At 52.0% G+C, this 16,649-nt stretch carries 27 protein-coding genes and 1 pseudogene; all 28 read right to left on the minus strand.

What is annotated here, in order from left to right; all coding sequences use genetic code 11:
- Nucleotides 1-79: 79 nt before the first annotated feature.
- Complete coding sequence (locus HA48_RS14755; RefSeq protein ID WP_128601998.1) at nucleotides 80-457, minus strand: DUF7370 family protein; 378 nt, start codon at nucleotides 455-457, stop codon at nucleotides 80-82.
- 2 nt (nucleotides 458-459) lie between these two features.
- Nucleotides 460-828: a hypothetical protein gene (locus HA48_RS14760; RefSeq protein WP_128601999.1), complete on the minus strand. Its 369-nt coding sequence runs from the start codon at nucleotides 826-828 to the stop codon at nucleotides 460-462.
- 10 nt (nucleotides 829-838) lie between these two features.
- The gene (locus HA48_RS14765; RefSeq protein WP_128602000.1) at nucleotides 839-1,906 is read right to left on the minus strand and encodes a major capsid protein; all 1,068 of its coding nucleotides are present in this window, start codon (nucleotides 1,904-1,906) and stop codon (nucleotides 839-841) included.
- Nucleotides 1,907-1,917: 11 nt separating this feature from the next.
- Complete coding sequence (locus HA48_RS14770; protein ID WP_128602001.1) at nucleotides 1,918-2,349, minus strand: hypothetical protein; 432 nt, start codon at nucleotides 2,347-2,349, stop codon at nucleotides 1,918-1,920.
- A gap of 3 nt (nucleotides 2,350-2,352) precedes the next feature.
- Nucleotides 2,353-3,744, minus strand: a complete 1,392-nt coding sequence (locus HA48_RS14775) for a DUF2213 domain-containing protein (RefSeq protein ID WP_128602002.1) — start codon at nucleotides 3,742-3,744, stop codon at nucleotides 2,353-2,355.
- 23 nt (nucleotides 3,745-3,767) lie between these two features.
- On the minus strand, nucleotides 3,768-4,646 hold the full coding sequence (locus HA48_RS14780) for a phage minor head protein (RefSeq protein WP_128602044.1): 879 nt from the start codon (nucleotides 4,644-4,646) through the stop codon (nucleotides 3,768-3,770).
- 37 nt (nucleotides 4,647-4,683) lie between these two features.
- A complete protein-coding gene (locus HA48_RS14785; RefSeq protein WP_128602003.1) occupies nucleotides 4,684-6,117 on the minus strand; it encodes a DUF1073 domain-containing protein in 1,434 nt (477 codons plus the stop codon).
- 11 nt (nucleotides 6,118-6,128) lie between these two features.
- Nucleotides 6,129-7,599 (minus strand): annotated as a pseudogene (locus HA48_RS22575) (terminase).
- On the minus strand, nucleotides 7,599-8,114 hold the full coding sequence (locus tag HA48_RS14795) for a hypothetical protein (protein ID WP_128602004.1): 516 nt from the start codon (nucleotides 8,112-8,114) through the stop codon (nucleotides 7,599-7,601). The pseudogene HA48_RS22575 and the gene HA48_RS14795 overlap by 1 nt, the downstream one beginning before the upstream one ends.
- 3 nt (nucleotides 8,115-8,117) lie before the next feature.
- Complete coding sequence (locus HA48_RS14800) at nucleotides 8,118-8,318, minus strand: hypothetical protein (RefSeq protein ID WP_128602005.1); 201 nt, start codon at nucleotides 8,316-8,318, stop codon at nucleotides 8,118-8,120.
- A 41-nt stretch (nucleotides 8,319-8,359) separates the two neighbouring features.
- Nucleotides 8,360-8,656, minus strand: a complete 297-nt coding sequence (locus HA48_RS14805) for a hypothetical protein (RefSeq protein ID WP_128602006.1) — start codon at nucleotides 8,654-8,656, stop codon at nucleotides 8,360-8,362.
- Between the two features lie 139 nt (nucleotides 8,657-8,795).
- Nucleotides 8,796-9,323 carry a hypothetical protein gene (locus HA48_RS14810; RefSeq protein WP_128602007.1) on the minus strand — a complete coding sequence of 176 codons (528 nt, stop codon included), beginning with the start codon at nucleotides 9,321-9,323 and terminating at the stop codon, nucleotides 8,796-8,798.
- Between the two features lie 97 nt (nucleotides 9,324-9,420).
- Nucleotides 9,421-9,966 carry a KilA-N domain-containing protein gene (locus HA48_RS14815; RefSeq protein ID WP_128602008.1) on the minus strand — a complete coding sequence of 182 codons (546 nt, stop codon included), beginning with the start codon at nucleotides 9,964-9,966 and terminating at the stop codon, nucleotides 9,421-9,423.
- A gap of 578 nt (nucleotides 9,967-10,544) precedes the next feature.
- A complete protein-coding gene (locus HA48_RS14820) occupies nucleotides 10,545-11,009 on the minus strand; it encodes a lysis protein (protein ID WP_128602009.1) in 465 nt (154 codons plus the stop codon).
- A complete protein-coding gene (locus HA48_RS14825; protein WP_128602010.1) occupies nucleotides 10,993-11,502 on the minus strand; it encodes a lysozyme in 510 nt (169 codons plus the stop codon). Before HA48_RS14825 ends, HA48_RS14820 begins: the two co-directional genes overlap by 17 nt.
- Nucleotides 11,503-11,504: 2 nt before the next feature.
- Nucleotides 11,505-11,747: a phage holin gene (locus HA48_RS14830; RefSeq protein ID WP_128602011.1), complete on the minus strand. Its 243-nt coding sequence runs from the start codon at nucleotides 11,745-11,747 to the stop codon at nucleotides 11,505-11,507.
- A gap of 445 nt (nucleotides 11,748-12,192) precedes the next feature.
- The gene (locus HA48_RS14835; protein WP_128602012.1) at nucleotides 12,193-12,681 is read right to left on the minus strand and encodes an antiterminator Q family protein; all 489 of its coding nucleotides are present in this window, start codon (nucleotides 12,679-12,681) and stop codon (nucleotides 12,193-12,195) included.
- Nucleotides 12,662-12,898 carry a hypothetical protein gene (locus HA48_RS14840; protein ID WP_128602013.1) on the minus strand — a complete coding sequence of 79 codons (237 nt, stop codon included), beginning with the start codon at nucleotides 12,896-12,898 and terminating at the stop codon, nucleotides 12,662-12,664. The genes HA48_RS14835 and HA48_RS14840 overlap by 20 nt, the downstream gene beginning before the upstream one ends.
- Complete coding sequence (locus HA48_RS14845; RefSeq protein WP_128602014.1) at nucleotides 12,895-13,731, minus strand: phosphoadenosine phosphosulfate reductase domain-containing protein; 837 nt, start codon at nucleotides 13,729-13,731, stop codon at nucleotides 12,895-12,897. Before HA48_RS14845 ends, HA48_RS14840 begins: the two co-directional genes overlap by 4 nt.
- Nucleotides 13,728-14,318: a recombination protein NinG gene (locus tag HA48_RS14850; protein ID WP_128602015.1), complete on the minus strand. Its 591-nt coding sequence runs from the start codon at nucleotides 14,316-14,318 to the stop codon at nucleotides 13,728-13,730. Before HA48_RS14850 ends, HA48_RS14845 begins: the two co-directional genes overlap by 4 nt.
- Nucleotides 14,319-14,537: 219 nt before the next feature.
- Nucleotides 14,538-14,729 carry a protein NinF gene (locus HA48_RS23045; protein ID WP_128602017.1) on the minus strand — a complete coding sequence of 64 codons (192 nt, stop codon included), beginning with the start codon at nucleotides 14,727-14,729 and terminating at the stop codon, nucleotides 14,538-14,540.
- Between the two features lie 96 nt (nucleotides 14,730-14,825).
- Nucleotides 14,826-15,032 carry a hypothetical protein gene (locus HA48_RS14865; RefSeq protein ID WP_128602018.1) on the minus strand — a complete coding sequence of 69 codons (207 nt, stop codon included), beginning with the start codon at nucleotides 15,030-15,032 and terminating at the stop codon, nucleotides 14,826-14,828.
- The gene (locus tag HA48_RS14870; RefSeq protein ID WP_128602019.1) at nucleotides 15,023-15,319 is read right to left on the minus strand and encodes an RNA polymerase sigma factor sigma-70 region 4 domain-containing protein; all 297 of its coding nucleotides are present in this window, start codon (nucleotides 15,317-15,319) and stop codon (nucleotides 15,023-15,025) included. The genes HA48_RS14865 and HA48_RS14870 overlap by 10 nt, the downstream gene beginning before the upstream one ends.
- The gene (locus tag HA48_RS14875; protein ID WP_128602020.1) at nucleotides 15,316-15,753 is read right to left on the minus strand and encodes a recombination protein NinB; all 438 of its coding nucleotides are present in this window, start codon (nucleotides 15,751-15,753) and stop codon (nucleotides 15,316-15,318) included. Before HA48_RS14875 ends, HA48_RS14870 begins: the two co-directional genes overlap by 4 nt.
- Nucleotides 15,754-15,755: 2 nt before the next feature.
- Nucleotides 15,756-15,935, minus strand: coding sequence for a hypothetical protein (locus tag HA48_RS14880; protein ID WP_128602021.1), 180 nt, complete (start codon nucleotides 15,933-15,935; stop codon nucleotides 15,756-15,758).
- Nucleotides 15,932-16,240: a hypothetical protein gene (locus HA48_RS14885; protein WP_113655434.1), complete on the minus strand. Its 309-nt coding sequence runs from the start codon at nucleotides 16,238-16,240 to the stop codon at nucleotides 15,932-15,934. The genes HA48_RS14880 and HA48_RS14885 overlap by 4 nt, the downstream gene beginning before the upstream one ends.
- The gene (locus HA48_RS14890; protein ID WP_128602022.1) at nucleotides 16,237-16,425 is read right to left on the minus strand and encodes a hypothetical protein; all 189 of its coding nucleotides are present in this window, start codon (nucleotides 16,423-16,425) and stop codon (nucleotides 16,237-16,239) included. Before HA48_RS14890 ends, HA48_RS14885 begins: the two co-directional genes overlap by 4 nt.
- Nucleotides 16,422-16,619 carry a hypothetical protein gene (locus tag HA48_RS14895; RefSeq protein WP_128602023.1) on the minus strand — a complete coding sequence of 66 codons (198 nt, stop codon included), beginning with the start codon at nucleotides 16,617-16,619 and terminating at the stop codon, nucleotides 16,422-16,424. The genes HA48_RS14890 and HA48_RS14895 overlap by 4 nt, the downstream gene beginning before the upstream one ends.
- Nucleotides 16,620-16,649: the final 30 nt, after the last annotated feature.

Here is a 16,649-nt window from a genome sequence, read left to right on the forward strand (position 1 = left end):
GTTGTCTGCTTCCCTGTTGATGTTTTCAACCAAACGCGCTCGAACGGCTTAGGTGGTGATGACGGAGTTTGCCAGTTCATCAGCAACCCCCTACCACTTCAAAGAAGCCAACAGAGACGCCAGAGATAGGCAGGCCGCCGAGGCAGCCGTTCTTATCCCATGCCAGCAATTGACGATACAGATAATCAGTGCCGGCGCTGTCGTAGGTGAATGAGCGTGAAGCGCCAGACGGAGCATGCTGAGAAGCAATCTTTCTGGCACCGGACAGGGCGGCCAGTCGCGCGGCTGCATAGATAAGCATCAGCTTCTGCAGGCTTTCGGAGTAGCCCGCCCCGTCCATACAGGCAGACGTGACGTTAACCTGATCGATGAGCAACTGCAGGACAGCATCAGGAACCGTGAAGCCCAGCTCAGCCATCAGCGGCTTTACGTCATCCAGCGTGATATGGGCTGCCATGGTTACTTATCCTTTTTCGTTGCTGCGGCCAGCGCTGCTTCGGCGTCGTCAGCGCGCTTATTAGCGGCTTCCAGTGCATCGGCGTGCTCTTTTTCTTTTGCTTCTGCTGCATCCTGAGCGACTTTCAGCTGCTCCAGCGCGTCATCCAGTTTTGACTGCAGCGCCGAAGTATCGGTGCTGACCGGCGCGGATGGCGTAGCCACTTCGAATGACAGCTTTTCGCCGCCCTTCTCTTTGGATGTCTCAGCCTTGCCCTGCTCAACCCACTTTTCAGCGATCGCACTGTCTGCGTCATAAACCTTACCAACCTCCAGTTTCTGGAAGTTGGCACCGGCAAAGAGGTTTGAAGCCAGAATCTTTACGAGTGCCATTAGCTGCTCCTTAAGAGGCGTGGATGACGGAGTATTTGTTGTTGATGTCCTGCTTAACCATCAGGCCCATCGCACCCCATGTGCGCCAGATGTAATCGCTGTTATAGAACTGGCGCGGATCTGCAACGGTGCCGATAGCCTGACCGACAACCGGCGCGATAACGCCTGCAGTCAGCGGAACAATCAGGATTTCGTTACCGGACAGCTGAGCATCTTCTTTAATCGCAGCGATGCCTGACAGTTTCAGGAGCTCCTCCAGCACGGTACGGGTCGCGTTCACGTCGAAGTAGCGCTCAAGGTTCGACATGATTTCAGCCGACACATACCAGGTCTGTGGCGCGTACTGGCTGTTAGTAACTCGAACCACATCGCGCAGCGAGATAGCATTGGTACGCAGGGCTGCCGGGTCGGTGCTTGTGGCGAAGTTGAAGGTCAGCGTTACCTGAGCCACGCGCTCATCTTCTTTCAAACCCTTCCAGGTCAGGCCGTCAAACTTAACGTAATTGCCCTCTGAATCGCGGAAGCCGTTGAACATGTAGTCAACGTACTGACGCTGCACATCTTCCACTGAGCCACGCTGTGCATCAGCCTGCGACTGAAGCGCTGACGGGCTGTTGAAGATCGGGTCACGCCAGGTGAACTTGAAGCCGGAGTCATGGATAGGAACCATGGTGCCGTCGAAGGTGTAGGACTTCGCATCCAGCGCTGCGCCAATCTGGCCGCTCATGGATGTGTGAGCCCAGCCACGACCACCGGTGCGAGCGTAATCGTAACGAGATTGCTCGATGCGCACAGATCGAGCCAGTGGCATCAGGTCATTCAGCAGGGTGAACTGAGTGGTTGGCTCAAACTGCGCCAGCACGGTGGTATCAAATGCGCGATACAGGCGACGAATGTCATCAACGGCGTTGACAGCATCCAGTCGGCCGGCATCTTCACGGATGCCACGAACGCGACCGAGGAAATCGGCAGCGGCCTGAGCACCTTCGTTACGCGCCATCTGCAGCTCAGCGAATTGCGCCTGGTTAACTGCAAGGTTTCCGGTGCGCTCGCCAATGGAACGGGAAAATACAAACATTCAGGTGCTCCTTACTTGAACACAACACGAATCAGATCGCCCGCCACCGCAGTGACTGGTTTATCTTCTTCGACATAAGCGAATACAGCGGCGTCAGCGGCAACTGCAGTGATGCGGCCATTAGCCACGGCAACCGGTTGGCCTTTTTTGTATGTGCCGGCCGCAGCGCGGACATTCAGGAACAGTCCCGGAAGCGGCTGAATGGCAACAACGTTTTCACCAGCAGCAATGGCGTCATCCACGCCCATGCAGCGCAGATAATCCATGTTTGCCACATACAGAATTGCCGACTCAGCGCCAGCCACTGATGCGGTGAACTTGGCAGCATCGAAGAAACCAATAGTGCCCGGGGCAGTGGCAGCTGCAGCTGCGCCTTCACGGTTAAGCAGCGGATTAGGGAACACGCCGCCAGCGTGAATTACATGCTTTCCATCTTTAGCCATTTTTTACTCCGGCATTTCGCTGAGGGATTGAGTGTTCACCTGATGACGAATACCGCCGTTCAGGCCAACAGATGACTGGCACTGTGCATACAGGCCATCCAGTGCTGCGCCGTCCAGAGCGTTAACCGCCAAATCGTCCAGGCCAAACTTCGCTTTAACTGCAGTGCGCTTTTCGCCTTTTTCTTTGTCGGAATTTACCGCCAGACCGTTTTCAATGGTGGTCAGCTTGTCGGCAAAAGGCTTAAACCATGCCGGCGCTTCTTCACTGTTGGTCGCAGTTTCTTTGGCTTTCTTATCAGCCTCTTCTTTCTCTTTCTTGGCCTTTTCATCGGCTTCGGCTTTCGCTTTAGCGTCATCAGCTGCCATCTGGTTGTATGCGTCCATCAGCTCTTCATCGGTTTTGCCTTCGGTCGGCTTACCAGCTGCTTTCAGCGCATTTACGATTAGGTGTTTCATCGGATCTGTTTCTCCGTTGGTTTTAATTTCGTACTCAGTGGGTTTGCGCACGACTTCTTGGCGATCTCCGACGAACTCAGCGGTGCCGTCATCGTTGATCAGGTACTTCTGTTTGAAATACTGGCTGTCATCTCGGTAGATGAACGTGTCAGGCCAGATGGATTCAGGCCAAAGCCAGTTATCATCTGTTCGGCCTTCGCGCAGCTTGTCGCCGATAGCACGGCTTATATCGTCGAATGAGAAACTGGATGCGTTGGTGAAGAAGAACTTCGTTTTATTAACGATGCCCTCTTTGGTGCAGTTGGATCCGTCTGCCAGGTTCGCAGTCTGAATCTCAAGCTGGTCGCCTTGGGCATTAACGAAGATTCCCACCCCTTCCTGTGGCGTACCCGCCGGGGTTTCATGCAACAGAATGGCGCAGTGGTCATAGTCCTGATTGGTCGCAATCCAGCTGTATTTTTTCCCTTTGGATGTTCCTGAGCCCGCAGCCTTGTTCAGCCCGAGCCCGGTTGAAACTCCGATTGGCTCTACATCCTTGCCAGCTTTCATGTCGTCCAGGCGGTTAACAACCTCTTTACCTTTATCTGTTGCTTCGGCAAAGCGGCGGTTAATGCACATGTCCATCAGGACTCGGTCTGAATCCTTTCGGACGTTCCGAGCGAAAGCTCCGATGTGATATTCGTTGACCGCACGCACGTTGCTGGCGCTAACGTACTGCCCTTCGATTTTCGGGTGCCCGTAAGGCATGGGCTTCCCTTCAAGGCTCTTAAAGCCTTTCGTAATCTCGTCTGCCGGGTACAGTCCGCCATTGAGCACGATATCGTCGATAACCGGACAGACGTCCTTCACGACGATGTGCTCAACGCCATCAATAGTTTCTGAGGTGATGTTTGAAGCGGAGTTGATGACCGACAGCACATTTACGCAGATGCGTGACATGCTGTGTCCTCGTTTGGTAATGGTTAAGCGGCCTGCTGCCACTCCTGACGCTCTTTACTTAGCCTTTCGACAAGTCCTGTGTTAACGACTTTGCCGTCATCATCCAGGATGACCGGTATCTGACTGCAGTAGCAGTTGTAGCGGTTGCCATTAGTGGCATAGAAGGCTTCAACTTCTTCCGTGGTGTATGTTCGACCGTGCCTCGCTGCATGCCATGAGCGTGTGGTGGATTTGAGCGCAGAGAGCCAGAGAACTGCAGTGTTCAGACCCAATCGCTCCCGTGCCCAGTCTGTTTCCTGCCACTGGGCTTTACGCAGTGCACCGACCTGCTCTGTCTGCGCCATGTTTTTAGCCCGGGCCATAGACACATCCAGCCTCTGGCTGACAATCCGAGCGGTTTCGCGTGGGTTAATTCCCCGACCGATCGCATCAGAAATCACGTTAGCCAGGTCGCCACGAGCGCGGTCTGATTCAAGCAGCCAGTCGCTGTACGTTGAGACGTAAGCGTCCGCCACCTGATTCTGATATGCCGGGCTGCTGAGTAGTTGCGCCAGAGTGGTCTGCTGCTCGTATATCGGCGATTGCACGGACAGGTTTGTGAAAGCCTGATGTGTGCCACGCTCATACTCGTCAGAGACGTAGCTCAGCGCCCACAGGTTGTTGCTTCCACCCTCCAGCAGTGCGTCATCAAGGATGATCTGCATACGCTGCAACAGGTCTGCCAGTTGTGTGGCTGTCATGTCGTAGATGTAAGCACCTGCGTTCACCTGATAGATGACATTGCCGTGCACAGCGTGAGATTGCTGGTTGCTGGCTCGCTCACGGCCGGTCAGTCGCTCATCAAATAACTGCTTAAGCGACACCTTGATGCGGTAGTAGCGGTCGTCGATGTCGCGGAACATCCGATTAACCGGGCGAGCTGATTGCGTCGGGTCTGCTTTATTGCGGGGAATTACCGGTGTCCGGATTAACTTCTGCGTCATCACTTAACGGGTCTCCCGGTGGTACATCTGGCGGCAACTCGTTTTCAGCAATCGGCTCAAGCTCACCTGCAGCGCGAATCTCGTTAGGCTCAATGGCCGGAGTGCCGTATGCCTGCTGCGTTTTCTGCGCTACGTCTGCCAGCGCCTGCATATTGGCAATCTTCTCTTTCTCACTCGGTGCGAGTAGATCAGACCATGCCAGTGTGACTTCACCAGACTGAGGCGCATCAATGACACCAAGCTTCCAGAATCGCTCCAGAATCGCTTTAACCACTGCCGTCATGAATCCCCAGCGGCGACCATTGCAGCGCTTAGCCCAGTCCGCCTTGTCCTCATCAGACGCCAGGCGGCCGGTCTGCTGACCGAACAGAATGGTGAACGGGCATTGAATTGATGAGGAGAACTCGTTGGCAGTGACCGTCCACGATGGCGACGGGTCAGCAGCTGCGACAGAAAGCACTGAGGGCGTGCCAGCCTGCATGACAAGCGCCGCATCGGTACCGCGATTCATGCGCGCTATCTTGTCGTTCATTGCCTCGCCGATATTGGCGTATCCAGCCTCTTTCGCTTGAGCGGCAATAGTCACCATGTCTGTCTGTGCATCAAAGGCAATACCAAGCTGCCGGCTGGCGTTCTTCAGGAACCCTTCAGCGCTGCCGCCGGAAATCTTCTCAAGGTCGAGAAGCTTGTTGTAGCCGGCCCGGAGATAAGGTACGCCTGAAAGCATGTTCTCATCCTCAGAGCCTTCACACAGGATGATGACGCGGTCCGGATGCACTGTGACGCTGCGAACTGGCCCGTATGTGCCATCGTCGCCAACTGGCTGTTCGTTGAACTGGTAATTCACCGGCTGTCCGTACGTATCCGACATAGTGTCAGTGTCGAAGTTGCCAGGCTTAATCTGCGATTCCCACACCGGGATGAGCTTAACAACTGCCCGGTCACCCAGCCGCTTAATCACTGCGCTGTCTACGGGCTCTTTCCACTCGCGACCGTCACGGAACTGAATCAGCAGCGCGGAGTATTTGCCCACCAGATTACGGCGGTCAGCATCTTTAATTTTCGGCCAGTGTCGCGCCAGCAGCTTGGTCGCCGCAGCTTCCCAAGGCGTCGTGGTAGTCGATTCCTTATTTTCATCGCCATCGATGATTGTCGGCTTATCAACCCAGCACGAATCCAGCAGTTTGTGCACGGCGGCATAAGCCACCGGGTTACGCTCATAGGCGCGGTAGTAGCGGTCAAAATCCAGATCGTTGGGATATCCAAACTCTTCATAGAGCTTCGTTCGCTTGGTGTTGCCCTGATGACCACCGTACAGCATCCGCTGACGGCCCATAGCATCAGCAAGGGCATTAACGAGGAATGTGACCTCGTTGCTTTGTTCACTCACTGATGAGCTCCTTAGAAGAAGATTGCACCGGTCTGTTTGTGGTTCGTTTTCGCCACTGCGAAGTAACGGAACGCATCAGCACCATGCGATGTGAAGTCGTGCAGTGGCTTATCTTTCCAGCAGCCGCGCTTGTCATCCCACTCTTTGCGGTACCCCTCAAGGTGAGAGATGCCCTGCTCACATTTAGCTGAGTCGAAGGCGCACTTAGGAGGATTTCACGCACTGAGTCGATGCCGGTATCAACGCCAAGTTTTGGCGCGACCTTGAAGCGGATTGAGTAAACCTGCCCGTCGATTTCGAAGCCTTCAGCAGCTATCTGCTTACGGCTCTTACCGTCGCCAGCAAACTCACGGTTGTCGATATCGTGCGGCGCCCAGTGATCGCCATATTGGTAGCCACGGTCTTTCAGCACCTTCATGTAATGCCGCAGGCCTTCGCCGCTGTTTTCGTAGTAGTCGATGACATGAAATTCATCACCGACTTCACGCACGAACCATATCGCGGTGGAGTCGCCTACACCGATATCCCAGAACGTGTGAACCAGCTGATGCGAGTTGTCCGGTAACTCACCAACGCGCTTATTGGTATAGAGCCAGCGGAACTGCTTAGCGTAATAGGCGCCCTCAACTGACTGTTCAAACGCTTCCGCCGGTATCGATGGGTACTCGCGCTTCATGTCGTCGCCGAGCGTCTTCTCTTTGGCGTAATACCACGCCTTCTGGCGCTCAGTCAGGCTGATGCCCTGCTTCGACTCGATATCGTCAAAGTAATCGTTCAGGCGCTGTGGTAATGGCTCCACAGGGTCGATTGAATAAAGCGGATTCTTCCACCAGGAGAAGAAGAAAAACTTCCAGTCGAGGTTAGATAGCTGTTTACCCTGCAGCATCGCCTTCTCGGCGGTCTGGCAGTAGTCGAAAAAGTAACTAGCTCGACCTTCAGCAGTGCTCTCAATCGTCGTGAAGCAGTCGCTTGAGACCGCCTCAAACGCACCAGTTACAATCTCACGCGCTTTGTCGGGAAACTTGGCGCATATCTTGCCGAACTCTGAAACGTGCAGGAAACGCAGTGTCCCGCCACGGAATGACGTGCTGACGTAGAGTGATCCGCCCTTTTTGAATACCAGTTCGCCAGCTGAGTCGTTGCTCGCCGGGTTAGCCGCCCTTATCTCTGCCGGTAGTCGGTCATAGGCGTACTTCACCTTTTCACGAAACAGGCGCTTGGCGTCATTCAGGGTATGAGCAATCAGGGCGCACTTGGCAGCTTCGAACAAAGCCGCGTCAAGCTGGATAATGCACACCTCGGTGGTGAATCCTAACTGGCGAGCTTTCAGGATGATGTTGCGGGTATGCATGCCTCGAAGTATTCAAGCTGCTCCGGCGTCATCTTGAAGCGTACTGGCTTGCCTTCCTTGTCGGTAATCCAGTAGAGGTGATTTAGCCGCCAGAGCTTGTCAGCCAGCAGCCTGAAATGCTCAGGTTTCATTAAGCCCCCTGAGACAATGAATCCATCAGGTTAGACAGGTCATCAACGGTTTTATTGCCTTCCTCGCTATCGAGGTTATAGGCCTTACGCTCTGCGTTGATCACTTTGATTTGTGCATCGACGCCGGCAGTAATCGAACGGGACATTGACGCATGATTGTCTTCAGTGATTTCTGCATCTTCGAGGAAGTCACGCAGCTTGTTGGTGATGCCACGCCATGCGGCCAAGCCTTCACGGTGAGCCATGACGACAGCGGCAGCTTCATCGGATGCCTGGTCAACTATCTGCGCATCAGTAACCACTGGTGACCGGTTACCGCTCGTGGTTACCGATTTGGTTACCTTGGCTTTGGTGGCAGTTCTGACTTGCTCTGTCAGGTCTCGCTGCCATCCCTCTTTGTTTGCTCTCTTGAGGATGGTGGCATGGTTAACGCCATGCTTTTCACCAATCGCTCTTACTGACAACGAACCAGCGCGGTAAGCCGATTCGATGGCCTCCCAATCTGGTGCTGCCATATTTTATTCCTTATCGGTTTGTTCAGTCTGCTCCGGCACATACTCCATCTTGAGTACGTCATCAGGAGCCAGGTATACCCAGCCACCATCTCCGCGGGCAATGCCAATGAAACCGTTAACCACTTCTGGCTGTGACCGGTTCATCAGGCCTTCATGCGTCTCACCGGATTTGGTGGTTACTGTGATGCGGTAGGTGTCTGGCATATTTACTCCAATAAAAAACCGCCCGGAGGCGGCGATGTCTTTTATTTTTTCCGTTGGGGCGGCGGCAGCTCTTTGGCCATGTCTCTGGCGATTGTCAACGCCTGGCTGAATCGTTCATCTCCACCTAGTGAAGATGTAAAGTTTATCTGTCCAATAAAATGCTGCCAGTTCTCTTCCGGTGTACCGTTGATCCATACGGCGAAGTGCTGATGGGCTTCATTAATCACAGCCTGAAACTTTGGCTTTAAAGACTCTAATGACTCCCCCATCTGAGCCTTAACTGCGGTCTGCCTGATTTTATCCACGTACCCTTTAACTAAACCGTGCGAGTTATCCATATGCCCCCCTATGATTTGAGTCGATACTTTAACACTCAGACTTGGTTCGCGCAGCTTCACTTAACAGCGTGGCTAACTGTTATCCCTTGTCGGAGAGATTCATCATCATGGCACTCCTTTGATTTTTCTTTAATGACTCTCAGAAGATAACCATCTCATCGACCACTTTTTTCAACAGGGGCAGTATTTCAGCTTTGTTGCCGCCCTTTACCGAGTAAAGCCAAAAGTCATGCTGAAACTTTTTCCATAACTCAGGCATTTCAGAGTCTTTTAATAGCGGCTTACACATCATCCATCGGCGTTCGGCCATCCTGTTCGACTCGACCATATCTTGCTTTAAGTAGAAAATCTGCACCTCTCGCTTTTTGTCAGACGAGTTTATATCTCCTCTGTCTATGGCTACGCGAGCTAGGTTGACGTGCATGTGAGACCAGTTATCCGGCATAGCATCCAAAGCATAAAGAAGATCTACGGCCGCACTCTTAAAATCAATCTTTATCTTGAGTGCTTCTTGCTGCTTCCATGTATCTAGAGCCTTCCTGGCATAATGGAGAGTTATTAAGGTTGCACAGGCGCTTACTATCGCAGCAAGCATAGAGCCAAATGCCCAATAGGAAGAATATTGTGTTGCCACCATGGTTTTATAGCTGATTAACGATTCGCCCATATATCCTCCTTTAATTTCATGGGCGTATCTTAATACATTACTTGTGAGAAGTTTCAATCTGTAATGAAAGCCGTTGTGAAAGAGGCTCTCTCATCTCTTATGCTGCCTTGCCTTCCATCAGTGCCACCATGTCAGGATCGAGCTGGTCAATAAGGTTTTTGCGGGCCTCATTCAGCAGCGCCTTTCTACCACCTTTCCCCCACTTACCCATCTTGCTGGCACACTGGCTGATGTCTTTGGTTTCGCCGCCAATGAGGTGGTCCAGCCGGTTCAACTGGTTGAGGATGTCGAGTGCCTTGGTGCGGCTTTCGATGAAAGTGTTGTAAACATCAATCTCAAACTCAGGCTTAATCCATGCGGCATATCGGACGGCGATCATCTCAACTCCCCAGACACTCTGAGAGTCACCACCTCGAATCACTTTAAGTGATTGATTATGTTCCAAAGGACGTTTTTGTCCTCTGGCATCCAATGCTTTAACGAAACGTTGAACTGATGCGCTGCGGATGAACTTGCTAGGCTTTTGCGATTCAGTAGCCTCGCCGTTCAGAACAGCTGCAGCATGCAGGTCATTCAGGCAGTAGCGCCCTTCACTGTCTACTCGAACAGATACGCCACTTACGATTACAGTTGGATAAGTCATGTCGAATTACCTTTTAGTGATGAACCTTGTCGCACAGGAATTCGGCCCCCAGAGAGCTCCGACAGCTAGCCGGTTCCTCAAGAGTCATCCTGAAAGGTTCTGGGTCGTTGCGCGTGCGAGGCGCATAAAAAAGCCCCGCGAATGCGAGGCTGATGGTGCTCTGTTAGCTGGTATGAAACTTCTTGGGGTTTGTCAGGGTGAATAAAAAAACCGCCAGGAGGCGGCTTGGTTGCGTTTTAGCGCTGCATTACAGAGGGTGATCAATCCCTCTTCTCTGCATCACCATTAAACGGTTGATTTTCCATCGACTGATTGCCGCGATTCAACGCATCCAAAGCTTGAACTCTAAGGCCTAGGTAACACGCTTCGCAAAGATCCTTATCTGTATCAATTAGCACTGACAAAAAATTTCTTTTCCTGCCGCAATCCACGCATGTCTTACAAAATTTCATCTCAAAATTTACATAAATGTTTCTGATGACACATAGATTAGGTTTTTGAGGAGTAACGTACAACCTACTTAATTTAGGCATTGCATTTCATCATCGAGCGTACTGCTTGAATGCGCCCTGTGTTGATCACTTCAGGCACTGCTCGTTGATGTACTGCTGGAGATATCTCACTTTGGCTTGGTCGCTGATGATTCCGGCTCGGATATCGAGAACGTTCGATCCAGCACCTGGAGAGAGTTCGACGGTTCCTGCATTGCCCACGCTGCCGGCGACGGGGGTTTCGGCCTTACATTCACCTGCGACCCGCACCCGGCTACCATTAGCCAACTTAGAACGAAGCCTGTCATTTTCAGCATCCGCATTGGCTAGCTCCTTTGTGTATTTGGCATCGAGTGCAGCTACATCACGCTGGCGCACCTGCATATCGGTGATAGTGTCATTCGCCAGCTTGAGGCTACCTGCCGCTTTATCCCGCTGCGCCTTGTAGTCAATGGCGTTGCCCCGGTAGTAAAGCGCTAACGATACCGCGAAAACGGTCGCAATCAGACAGGCGAGAACGAAAGCGATAAGCATCTTAACCTTTAAGGTCATCTGCACTCTCCGCCAGGCAAAGCGAGCGCTCCATATCGCGGCGATTCATCAGCCCCTTCCACTTCATGCCACCGGCATATACCCAGCGACGCAGCTCTTCACATGCGCCAGCCTGGTCGCCGCTGTTGAGTTTCTTCAGCAGAGTGGATTTAGAGAACGCAGATGTGCCGACGTTATAGGTGAAGCTGTAGAGTGCGGCGCGCGGGTATTCACCCAGTGGCACCTTCACCATCGAATCGACTGCTTTCTTAACGGGCTGAAGGTCATTCCACATCAGGCGGTCGCATTCGCGGTCAGTGTAGGTTTTGCCCTTTACAATATCTTTGCCAGTGTGCCCGTCACAAACGGTCCAGACACCGGCCACATCTTTATAGGGTTCGTACACGCGCCCTTCCACACCATCCTTGCCGCCGAGGAATACCGTAGCAATAAGCATAGAGCCGCCGCCTGCAGCAGCAATCAGCTTGTTGCGCAGTGAGTTAGACATTGCCATGGTTAATCCTCGGTGAGGTCGGGCGTGGTAGGCCAGCGTTGAAGCGCCTTAATCTGCGCCAGAGTGGCCTTGCGTTTGTAATACCAGTTGATGCCGAGCGTTAGCAGGGCGACCAAGATACCGGCCAGGACGCCTACAGCGCTCCACTCATCGGGACTAAGCCGGGTCAGCAGACCGTTGGCAATCGTCCCGGCTGACGCGCCATACGCTGCGCCTGAAGCCAGTTTGCTCATATCAATACTCATATACACCTCGCTATTCGCTTGGTGCCGTCTGTAGTCGTAGGAAAAGAGCGCTCACCCCTACACAGCATTGGGGAAATCATTTGATTTGGGATGGCGCTAAAACGAAAAAAGGCCGCCTGTTGGCGACCTCTTGAATTTGATGTACCCCACCCGGCGCTTATCTCCGGCACTCTTAATGGCTTAGCTCTTGAAGGGGCGAGACAATAGTCTCAGATAATTCCGATGCAGTTTTAACTTTTGCTGCTGTGATTACTATTAGCACGCTAACCTTTAATCACTCAATAATTCTGACTACTGCCAACAAAAAGGCCCTGGCAACTGGTAGGCTGCAGGGCGCTTTGATTATCACAGAGTGATGGAACTTGTGGCGCCGCCAAGCTTAGAAGTCACTAACGGCACTCTATATGCGCATATTGGCTCATTGGCTCATTACTGTCAATACTAACTATGCGACTTTTCTAATTTTCGATACCTGTTTGCGATCGTTAAATGCTTTTAGCAGAGGATCGTGCAACAGGAACAAACTTGCGTTGAGTATTTCATCTACTTCCCGGCGACAAGTAATCATGGATGGGCGGCGCATGCTTTCTCCACCCCTCCCTGACATTTTGCGGGGACTTGCGACCTTGTGATAGTAAGATGCAATCGCACGCTTAGATGAGCCGTGCGCGTAGTAACTGAGCAGGATGCCAAAGGCTTTTTTATCGATGCACATGACGGAGTCCACGACCTGAGAAATCAAGAGTCCGTCATCATCGTTACACATTGGCCGGTAAGGATAGGATTGCGGCTCAACAGTCGCCATCCAGTTCGCTATCATGCTGCTCTGGCGCTTATCAAACCTTCCTGAATAAACCCATGCCCCCCATAGTTCCAGCCATCCATTCAGCCAGTCATGCTGTTCTTTGCTGAGGTTAAGCTCGCGTACCGGCATAATGCGCTCCTATCATCTTCGCTGTGCGTTTGAGTAATCGGTAGTCAACTGCAAAGCCGTCTTTGCGCTTGTACATGCGCAGGTGCAGCCACTTCTCTTTGAGGTATTCTGGAAAATGATTCTTGTGATAATTTTTTATCTTTAAATATCTTTTCTTGAAATCGTCTCCATTGGCTATAGCGTGTAGTTTTTCCATTTCAAGCGTCATTCGGTTCATGCCGCCTCCATTGAAAAGTCGAACCCCATCTGCCCGCCAAATGCCTCGCAACTTTCAGAGCAGGAACCCGTGTCGTACTGGCGCATGGATGTCATCCTTGAGGCGAGTTCGTCTCTTCCGGTGTCGGAAAATAAAGCGATTACCTGTTCCAGTGAGGTGTTACTCCGATACATCACCTTGTCTGGCTTAGTGTCGAAGTCCTGAAGGATTTGCATAAATTGAGCTGCCATTTCTGGCTCGTCTTTTGTTGCCAGAGCTACTTTCTGGAGGCTCTTTTTGATGCAGAAAACGCAGTTGCCGAGATGCTCATGAATATCCAGATCGAACGGCTGCTCTTTCCACCAATTGATTACATCCTGCTTTTCGAAATCACTTATCTCCGCCAGGTATCTGATGCTGGGTTTAGGCGATATCCTCTTGGGTTCATCAATTCTCATGCCTAGCCATGTTGTGTAATTCCCCCTGCCAAAATGCTCATCGCAGTACTTAATGAACGGCACCGTCTTCATCCTGTCGGTGCAGAACGCGCCGCCAACGTATGGGTGACCATACTTACTGAGCATCCGCTTCCATGGCTCGAGGTCGGGGCCTATCTGGTTAACACTGAGTATTTCGTAAGTGCTGGGCTTGTTCATTTCCGGATTAGGGATAACGCGGAGGCAGGTAAGTTTTATTTTCCAGTGTTCGACAATGTTGCGTATAAATTCGTATGTCTTAGGGTGCTCTGCACCGGTATCCATGAAGATGAATTCCGTATCCGGGTTTTGCTCTTTCTTGATGTGAGCAAGGTATCCAGATGTTCTCCCACCAGATAAGCTGACGATGTCAATCATGCTGCCTCTCTCTGCTTTACCAATGCCCTGAGCAAAGCCCTATAGCGCGCCCTGATGGCGTCTAACTCTTCGCGGGTATATCGGTGAGGTGTATTGTTTGATTCGAGCGCCAGAACGCGCTGAAGGCCGATTTTGGTGATGAGGTTGATACGATATGGACCGATGGCGCCGGAGTGGTGCACGTTACAGGATGCACACTGGCTGTGGACGTTATCCTCATCGAACCTTAGTTGTGTTGCCCTCGCTGTTGTCCTGAAATGCCCGGCGTGGTAGCTGGCCGCCGTTGTGCTGCCGCAGCTGATGCAAATATCCCCGTCCCGCGCCCTGATGTAGTCGTTGAATGCCCGCTGGGTCATGTTTATCCAGTGGCTTAACGGCTTCGCATCTGCCTTGCGTTTGTTCCATTCCGCCCTGTCTGCTTTGTCCTGCTTGCGCTGTTCACGCGCAGCATTACGCTCATCAACCTGTCTGTTGAATTCCATGGCGCATTTGTAGTTGTGGCAGACTTTCTGGAGAGAACTTCGAGGGATGTATTCGGTGGTGCAGATTGGGCATTGCTTCGGCTTTGGCATATTGCCTTTAGCCATTTATTATCCTCCTGTTCAATTTCTGGAGACTACTCATGGCGACTTACAAACAGATTCACGATTATGTGAAAACGACCTTTGGTGTCGTAGTCAAAACCTGTCATATAGCTCACGTAAAACACTTAAATGGCTTCGACATGAAGCCAGCACCTAATAGGCGCTCGGAAGAATCGAGAGTGTATGAGTGTCCAGACGATAAGAGAGTGATGATTGAAAGCGCTATGAAGCATTTTGGGATGATTTAGCGCTCCCTCCGTGCATTCGATTGTTCTCGTTTTCCATCCAGCCAGCGCAGCACTGGTCGCAGGCATATACCCAATCCGGCGGAAGAGGCGCACCACAGCCAGCGCACCTGATAGCAGATGTATCGCCAGGCGCATCGGAGTGGGAAGTAGTCGAAGTGTTCTGCATACCAATAGTCCTCTTCACATGTATGGCATCTGATGCCGTGGAAGTGCTTATCCTCGCTGGTGAGGATGGTGTGGCAGCGGATGCAGCGCTCTTTCATCATCTGCTCCATATCGGCTGTTCAAACTGCTTGCTGGGTATTGGCCCGTATTTGCTTTCAGGCAGCAGTGCGCTGACCGTCCAGAATCGCGGGTCAAATGCCAGTGTCTTTTTTGCTTCTACGTGCCGGGCGGCGTATCGGGAGAGGAGTTCATCAGCGGTTTTGGTGTCGAGGGGCTCAGGGTGAGAAAACCAGGTCATGCGCATCCGTAGCTCCTGTATATATATCCGCACATATCTACGTTAATTCCTGTCCGCTCAGCTATCTCCCTGTACTTCAGGCCAGACTGGCGCATCTCTACAACCTTCCTGACGTCACTGGACATAACCTTTTTATAGGTCTGGATAGCGGCCGGAAGATTGTGAGTTTTGATGAAGGAGTGGATGCTTGATGCCGGCCGGTTGAGTCGTTTTGCTATTTGCGCCGGGGGGCATTTCTTTGCCAGGCTTTTAATGGTTTTTATCTCGTGCTCTGTAAATGGTCTTCTCTTCATGCTGCCCTCCCAAAATAGTCGCCTGAGTAACGCACCTCGCGCAGGTTAACGCCGTTGCCGACTGCCCACGCTGTTGAGTACTCGATTAAACTGGTCATGCGCTTTATGCCCATTTTTGCGGTTGATTCCCTGATGTTGCAGAACTCACCTTCCAGCCCCGGAACTACTTCCGCACCCAATCCTGTCGCCACTGAGTGGCCTGACACGAAGAGCGTTTTCCACTGCACCGCTGTTCGTTGCTCATTCATCCAGACAGCCTGACGCGCCACATCGCCGCATAGCGCGTGGAACATGCTGTTCTGGAGTAGTGAGCGGTCGAAGTCGGTGATGCGTACAGTGAGGGGATGGTGGTCGTTCAGGGGGAGTTTGTTGATTTGCTCTATCAGGTTTCGTCGCACCTGCTCGTTACGCAGGAAGAAAGTTTGTTTATCCACTGCTACCTTCCTTCAATTGTCTCCACGTAGTCATAGAGGTTGTCTGCTGCTGCGCTGAGAAGCAGATCGATTGATTGAGTGCTGTGGCCACCCTCGCGAATCATCTTGAGTGCTGTGATGATGGCTGAGTGTGTGTCTTTGAGTGGTTGATGCTTAGGTCTGAGGGGGATTACGTTGTTCATGGCTTCTCCTCGACCATTCTTATGGACATGACGCCGCTAAGGTCGATAGTGCTCACATCTGCCTGCATTCGATACATGGCGAGGTGCTTGCCGTTCACACTGGCAATCTCATGCAGTGTTGCAAGGGCGAGATTTGCCGCATCGGATATATCACCTTCACCTGCATCGTAATGCTCATCAAAGAGCGTGATGCCGAACCTGCCATTCATTGAGCTAATCTGGCAGTCGAAGCTTCCCTTAAAACTGATTTCGTCAGCTGCTCCCTGCACTGCTGAGATGTAATATGCATCGCCTTTTACGCTCATCCTTCCCTCCCATCATTCTCAATCTGAGTGGCGGCTTCCTTCTCCTGCTGCTCCAGTATGGGCAGCGCAATCTCAAGGGCAGCCAGATACTTTTCTTCCAGTATCGATATGCCGTGCTCTTTGGTTTGGTTGTGGTGTAGCTTGTCGATTAGTCTTCTGGCTTCACTGGGAGTTAGATTGGTCATTTGGTATTTCCTTTTCCCGGGGTCACATATGGCATACCTTTGGGTGTTACAAACCAGCCAACAGGAAACGCGAATGCTACTAATCCTTTTTTATGCAGTGCGTTAGCTACGCGGTGATAGGGGCTGCGCTCGCGGCTTTTAGTTTTCGCCATTTCGTCTAGAAACTTTTGCTGAGGTGCTGTTAACTTTTCCATCAGAACCCACCCTTTCTCTTGCCGCCTTTA

Origin of the sequence: Pantoea wallisii, from assembly GCF_002095485.1 — a bacterium.
GTDB classification, from domain to species: domain Bacteria; phylum Pseudomonadota; class Gammaproteobacteria; order Enterobacterales; family Enterobacteriaceae; genus Pantoea; species Pantoea wallisii.

Coding starts and splice junctions, on each gene's coding strand:
- HA48_RS14895 (WP_128602023.1), bottom strand. CDS start 16,619: ATGGAAAAGTTAACAGCACCTCAGCAAAAGTTTCTAGACGAAATGGCG.
- HA48_RS14830 (WP_128602011.1), bottom strand. CDS start 11,747: ATGAGTATTGATATGAGCAAACTGGCTTCAGGCGCAGCGTATGGCGCG.
- HA48_RS14885 (WP_113655434.1), bottom strand. CDS start 16,240: ATGAGCGTAAAAGGCGATGCATATTACATCTCAGCAGTGCAGGGAGCA.
- HA48_RS14820 (WP_128602009.1), bottom strand. CDS start 11,009: ATGACCTTAAAGGTTAAGATGCTTATCGCTTTCGTTCTCGCCTGTCTG.
- HA48_RS14775 (WP_128602002.1), bottom strand. CDS start 3,744: ATGTCACGCATCTGCGTAAATGTGCTGTCGGTCATCAACTCCGCTTCA.
- HA48_RS14835 (WP_128602012.1), bottom strand. CDS start 12,681: ATGCCGGTACGCGAGCTTAACCTCAGCAAAGAACAGCATGACTGGCTG.
- HA48_RS14760 (WP_128601999.1), bottom strand. CDS start 828: ATGGCACTCGTAAAGATTCTGGCTTCAAACCTCTTTGCCGGTGCCAAC.
- HA48_RS14770 (WP_128602001.1), bottom strand. CDS start 2,349: ATGGCTAAAGATGGAAAGCATGTAATTCACGCTGGCGGCGTGTTCCCT.
- HA48_RS14845 (WP_128602014.1), bottom strand. CDS start 13,731: ATGATTGACATCGTCAGCTTATCTGGTGGGAGAACATCTGGATACCTT.
- HA48_RS14870 (WP_128602019.1), bottom strand. CDS start 15,319: ATGAAGAGAAGACCATTTACAGAGCACGAGATAAAAACCATTAAAAGC.
- HA48_RS14755 (WP_128601998.1), bottom strand. CDS start 457: ATGGCAGCCCATATCACGCTGGATGACGTAAAGCCGCTGATGGCTGAG.
- HA48_RS14800 (WP_128602005.1), bottom strand. CDS start 8,318: ATGCCAGACACCTACCGCATCACAGTAACCACCAAATCCGGTGAGACG.
- HA48_RS23045 (WP_128602017.1), bottom strand. CDS start 14,729: ATGCAGAACACTTCGACTACTTCCCACTCCGATGCGCCTGGCGATACA.
- HA48_RS14805 (WP_128602006.1), bottom strand. CDS start 8,656: ATGGATAACTCGCACGGTTTAGTTAAAGGGTACGTGGATAAAATCAGG.
- HA48_RS14795 (WP_128602004.1), bottom strand. CDS start 8,114: ATGGCAGCACCAGATTGGGAGGCCATCGAATCGGCTTACCGCGCTGGT.
- HA48_RS14890 (WP_128602022.1), bottom strand. CDS start 16,425: ATGACCAATCTAACTCCCAGTGAAGCCAGAAGACTAATCGACAAGCTA.
- HA48_RS14880 (WP_128602021.1), bottom strand. CDS start 15,935: ATGAACAACGTAATCCCCCTCAGACCTAAGCATCAACCACTCAAAGAC.
- HA48_RS14815 (WP_128602008.1), bottom strand. CDS start 9,966: ATGACTTATCCAACTGTAATCGTAAGTGGCGTATCTGTTCGAGTAGAC.
- HA48_RS14840 (WP_128602013.1), bottom strand. CDS start 12,898: ATGAACCGAATGACGCTTGAAATGGAAAAACTACACGCTATAGCCAAT.
- HA48_RS14780 (WP_128602044.1), bottom strand. CDS start 4,646: ATGTTCCGCGACATCGACGACCGCTACTACCGCATCAAGGTGTCGCTT.
- HA48_RS14865 (WP_128602018.1), bottom strand. CDS start 15,032: ATGCGCATGACCTGGTTTTCTCACCCTGAGCCCCTCGACACCAAAACC.
- HA48_RS14850 (WP_128602015.1), bottom strand. CDS start 14,318: ATGGCTAAAGGCAATATGCCAAAGCCGAAGCAATGCCCAATCTGCACC.
- HA48_RS14825 (WP_128602010.1), bottom strand. CDS start 11,502: ATGGCAATGTCTAACTCACTGCGCAACAAGCTGATTGCTGCTGCAGGC.
- HA48_RS14810 (WP_128602007.1), bottom strand. CDS start 9,323: ATGGGCGAATCGTTAATCAGCTATAAAACCATGGTGGCAACACAATAT.
- HA48_RS14765 (WP_128602000.1), bottom strand. CDS start 1,906: ATGTTTGTATTTTCCCGTTCCATTGGCGAGCGCACCGGAAACCTTGCA.